The organism is Shewanella sp. 11B5, assembly GCF_002836795.1.
Taxonomy (GTDB): domain Bacteria; phylum Pseudomonadota; class Gammaproteobacteria; order Enterobacterales; family Shewanellaceae; genus Shewanella; species Shewanella frigidimarina.
In genome coordinates this window covers 1-4,946 of the sequence record NZ_PJAP01000429.1, presented here as the reverse complement: position 1 = coordinate 4,946, position 4,946 = coordinate 1, and the positions used below count along the sequence as shown (strand labels likewise).

Genomic DNA, 4,946 nt, shown 5'->3' with positions numbered 1-4,946 from the left:
CCCAAATGACGCATTGACCTAAATAGAGAACAAGGATCAAATTTGTAAGTAATTTTCTTTCAAATTGAACCAATTAGTCGATATATGTTGATTTAGGTCATCCTAATACGTTTTTTAATTACATTTTTGTTCAACAGTTTGTTAGCATATTGCTAGATTTATTAATGTTAGTTTACAAAATAATACTAGCTTTAGGGGCACGGATCCCCCGTTACGCATACGGAAGGCAGAGAGCCTGAAACAGAGGTTCTTATGGAAAATATCAATATTATTGAAGTCTTAGGTTATGCAGCATCAGTTATGGTTGCCATTTCACTAATGATGAAAGACATCGTTTTACTAAGATGGTTAAACTTTGTCGGCTGTTCTTTTTTTGTTGCCTACGGATATGCAATCGAAGCGTGGCCAGTAGCGGGCATGAATGCCTTTGTTGCATGCATTAACATTTTTCACTTAATTAAGATTTATCGTAATAAAAGTGCACAGCCACAAACTGCATAATTGCACGAGTCATATTAAGTTATCGTGTTAGCGAATGACGATAACACGGTCGCGATTGATAACCCCTCAAGCCAAACTTGAGGGGTTATTGCTTTAAATCGCATTAATTTAAACCACAAACAGATATCAAACCGCTTTTCATTCTACTGCCTGCGTTATAACCGCCCGCAATAAGCTCCCTATGAACGTATTAATGCTTCTTTTGAGTAACATCAATTTGTCTAATCTCTTATTCTCAGTTGAAATGATCTCGCCAGTAAACATCGGCAGTTAAGCTTCTACCATGGTGACTTTCTAACGTTAAATTCAGCTCTGGGCAGTGTCATAAAACTTTAGGCTAACTGTCACCTCGTGTTCATTACCTCTGTCTATTATCTAAACTGTTAACAAATACATAACTTTAGTCGGATTAATATTAGGTAAATGATATTGCCGACGTTTGACATGGAGTCAGGCATGAAGAGTATCAGTCAGTTAGATAAATATTGGTTTTATTGGGTAGTGCAATTTAGTCGAGATAACGGCTTAAATCAGGCTGCTAAACGTGTATCTGCAACCGGTGATGGTCACTATTATGCTTATTTATCTGTTGCGCTGTTATTTTTCCATCCCAACGGTCAGCACTTTTTTAATTTAGTGTTGGGGAGTTTCTTGGTTGAGTTGCCGTTGTATCTACTGTTGAAAAATAGCATTCGACGTCATCGTCCTTGCCACGCTTTAGCAGGGTTTGAATCATGTTTTGAGCCAGCTGATAAATTTAGCTTACCCTCAGGGCACACAGCTAGTGCCTTTGTGTTTGCTAGCGTAGTGAATCTGGTGTTTCCTGCCTTAGCAACTATTGCGTTTGCTTGGGCTTGTTTTGTTGGCTCATCACGTATTGCTTTGGGAGTGCATTATCCTGTGGATATTATCGCTGGCGCTGGTTTGGGGATCGGCTCGGTATTACTGGTCGATCAACTCATGCTGTAAAAACTTATGTTAAGAACGCCCATGTCGTAATCGCTCATGCCGTCAGAGTACATGTGGTAAAGGTTCTGTAGTCACTCCTCATGTAGTAACTGTTTATGTAGAAAGAAGTACAACGTTTTAATCTTGATCATTCAGCCGTAGAGGGATGTAAGGCAATATGAAAATTTTGTACGGAGTTCAAGGCACAGGGAATGGCCATATCAGTCGCGCACGCGTGATGTCTAAAGCGCTTAAGCAACATAATATTGATGTCGATTTTCTATTTTCAGGCCGAAAACAACAACACTACTTTGATATGCAATGTTTTGGCGATTATCAGACCCGTAACGGTATGACATTCATAACCGAAAATGGTCGAGTTAATTCCGTGAAAACCGCCAAAAATAATTTAACTACTCCTATTTTCTCTGAAATTAAGCAGCTAGATTTAACGGGGTATGACTTAGTATTGAACGATTTTGAACCTGTGAGTGCTTGGGCGGCCAAACAACAAAATGTTCCATCAATCGCCATTAGTCACCAAGCAGCATTACAATATCCAGTCCCTAAGCAAGGCAACAGTTGGTTTAATGAATTTTTGCTTAACCATTTTGCACCCGTCGATATTGCTTTAGGTTGTCATTGGCATCATTTTGGCTTTCCTATTTTACCTCCATTTGTAGAGGTGTGGCCCAATGGTGGTGATCATAGCCATCAAATTTTAGTCTATTTACCCTTTGAAGAGCCTGATCGTATCGCGGCATTTTTAGCCCCATTTGATCAATACCACTTTTCTGTTTACCACAGCACTAAACCATTGAAACCATTAGCAGAGCATGTTCATTGGCATGGCTTTAATCGTGAAGGCTTTAAACAGCATATGGCTCAATGTGGTGGGGTGATTGGCAATGCTGGTTTTGAGCTGGCCAGTGAAGCGATGACGTTAGGTAAGAAGTTATTAGTAAAACCGTTACTGGGGCAGTTTGAGCAGTCTGCTAACGTTGCGGCGTTAGAATTACTTGCCGCGGCAGAAAGTATGCAAACTTTAGATTTTGCCATACTCAAGCGTTGGTTAAAAAGCCCATCACCTAAGCCTATTGCGTACCCACAAGTCGGCGATGCATTGGTAGAGTGGTTAAAAATGGGCGATTGGCATCAGTCACAAAATTTATGTCAACATTTATGGTCACAAGTCGAGTTGCCTGAAAACTGGCATAAACGGCAATAATGTTTGCTGCAATCAAGTTTCTGTATTAAAAAAGTGCGTCAATTTATCGCACTTTTTAATGGGCTGACTTAATTAAGGAAGACGTTGATATAGCAATTCAAGAAGCTGATCTTCTAATTCGAAACGCGACTCCATTGCTTGTGCTAAATGTGATAAATCGTTGTCTAGTTGATACAGCACTTGTTCATCAGATGCATCAGTATATTTATCATTAAAATCCAATGCCGCGTCTGTGCTTTCGCTAATCAGCGGTAATAAGGCGTTGGCTGTTTCGATGCTCGTTTCACCAAACTTCTCGCAAGCTTTAACAACGTTGTCGTAAACTTCAAAGTGGCCTTCTGACACATAATCAACTAATTGGGCACAAAATTGTTTGACTTGATCCATGCTTGGCAGTGATTTTTCGCTGCGCGAATAAGGCGCTAATCCGGCAACGATAAAATATTGGATTAATAATTTGCGGCGATGATTAAGCCATTGATCAATTAAATTATGAGAACCGCCCCAGCGTTTTTCTGCTTTTTCTAATTTTGTTAGCATGTCTTCTCTCTAATTGGCAGTCATTCTGTAACAACTAATGTATTGGACAAAGTGTATTACGATCAACTGTTTTATTTTTATTTGCTTATCGACTAGCTTGCTTTGGGGATGAAAAGAATAGAGGGCACTAAGCGGAATAATAAAAAACCCCGTGATGGCATGCCATCACGGGGTAACGAAGTTTTCAAAGGCTCGATTTATCGGGCTTCTTGATTGTTCTTGCTAGCGCACACTTTTTATACCAAACCACTTAGCGTGACGCAACTTATAATCGGATAAATTGCGATTTACACATCAGTATTGTGTGTTTTGTGAGCATAGTAGCGATTGTGTTAATAAAATCGACTATAGATTTAGGAATAGCTCACATAAATTCTGCATGAGTGGTTACATTAATCGCGTAAGTGCTAAACTAACGCCCAGCAGAAATCATAACAGTCTAGGAACAAAGTCCACATGGCAGAATTAAAGAATGATCGTTATTTACGTGCGTTGCTAAAGCAGCCTGTTGATGTCACTCCAGTATGGATGATGCGTCAAGCGGGACGTTATTTACCTGAGTATAAAGAAGTTCGTGCTCAAGCGGGTGACTTTATGTCTTTATGCCGTAATGCCGAATTGGCTTGCGAAGTCACTTTACAGCCGTTACGTCGTTATGACTTAGATGCTGCGATTTTATTCTCAGATATCCTGACCGTGCCAGACGCAATGGGCTTAGGTTTGTATTTCGAAGCAGGTGAAGGTCCGCGTTTTGAACGTCCAACTGACACCATCGATGCAATCAAAAAATTATGTATTCCAGATCCAGAAGATGAATTGGGTTATGTAATGCGTGCAGTGAGTACCATTCGTCGTGAACTGAATGGCTCTGTGCCGTTAATTGGTTTTTCGGGTTCACCTTGGACTTTGGCCACTTACATGGTTGAAGGCGGTTCAAGCAAAACTTTCGAAAAAATCAAGCGTATGGCGTATGCAGAACCAGCTGCATTGCATATGTTATTAGATAAGTTAGCAGACTCTGTGGTGTTATATCTTAACGCTCAGGTGGCTAACGGCGCACAATCGTTAATGATATTCGACTCGTGGGGCGGTGCGTTATCACATCACGCTTACCGTGAGTTCTCATTACGCTATATGCAAAAAATTGTTGATGGCTTAACTCGTTTTGCTGATGGCCGTAAAGTGCCAGTTACTTTGTTTACTAAAGGCGGCGGATTATGGTTAGAGTCTATGGCTGAAACCGGTTGTGATGCATTAGGTTTAGATTGGACTGTTGATATTGGTGATGCTCGTCGTCGCGTAGGTCATAAAGTGGCTCTACAAGGCAACATGGACCCATCAATGTTGTATGCTACGCCAGAGCGTATTCATCAAGAAGTTGATCAAATTCTAGCGAGTTATGGTGAAGGTACTGGCCATGTATTTAACTTAGGCCATGGTATTCATCAACATGTTGATCCTGAACATGCTGGTGCATTTATCAATTCTGTGCATGAGTTGTCAGGTAAATACCACAAGTAATTCAGTGGTATTGACTAAAAAAGCGAGTCTTCGGATTCGCTTTTTTGTTGATCGTTTTTTGTTTTTTAGCTTTTGAATGTGAGCAGTTAGTTTTTCTATTTTTCTATTTTTCTATTTTTCTATTTTTCTATTTTACGTCTTTCCGGTAATGCTTGTGAGCCGGAATTCAGATGTTTTTTATGATTTTGATTTAGGTTTTATGGCCTGC

At 40.1% G+C, this 4,946-nt stretch carries 5 protein-coding genes; 4 read left to right on the top strand and 1 reads right to left on the bottom strand.

Annotation, left to right across the window (positions count from 1 at the left end; all coding sequences use genetic code 11):
* The first annotated feature begins 252 nt into the window (after positions 1 to 252).
* From CXF78_RS10005 to CXF78_RS09995, 3 genes are all read left to right on the top strand, one after another.
* Entirely contained in the window at positions 253 to 501 is a 249-nt protein-coding gene (locus tag CXF78_RS10005; protein ID WP_011635967.1) for a YgjV family protein, read from the top strand.
* A gap of 456 nt (positions 502 to 957) precedes the next feature.
* Positions 958 to 1,470 carry a phosphatase PAP2 family protein gene (locus CXF78_RS10000; protein WP_102036687.1) on the top strand — a complete coding sequence of 171 codons (513 nt, stop codon included), beginning with the start codon at positions 958 to 960 and terminating at the stop codon, positions 1,468 to 1,470.
* A 157-nt stretch (positions 1,471 to 1,627) separates the two neighbouring features.
* Positions 1,628 to 2,677, top strand: a complete 1,050-nt coding sequence (locus CXF78_RS09995) for an MJ1255/VC2487 family glycosyltransferase (protein ID WP_102036686.1) — start codon at positions 1,628 to 1,630, stop codon at positions 2,675 to 2,677.
* 72 nt (positions 2,678 to 2,749) lie between these two features.
* Here CXF78_RS09995 and CXF78_RS09990 read toward each other — a convergent pair whose 3' ends face one another.
* Positions 2,750 to 3,217, bottom strand: a complete 468-nt coding sequence (locus CXF78_RS09990; RefSeq protein ID WP_011635970.1) for an Rsd/AlgQ family anti-sigma factor — start codon at positions 3,215 to 3,217, stop codon at positions 2,750 to 2,752.
* Positions 3,218 to 3,673: 456 nt separating this feature from the next.
* Between CXF78_RS09990 and hemE the strand changes: the two genes are divergently transcribed.
* On the top strand, positions 3,674 to 4,738 hold the full coding sequence (hemE, locus tag CXF78_RS09985; RefSeq protein ID WP_101086245.1) for a uroporphyrinogen decarboxylase: 1,065 nt from the start codon (positions 3,674 to 3,676) through the stop codon (positions 4,736 to 4,738).
* The last annotated feature ends 208 nt before the right edge of the window (positions 4,739 to 4,946 follow it).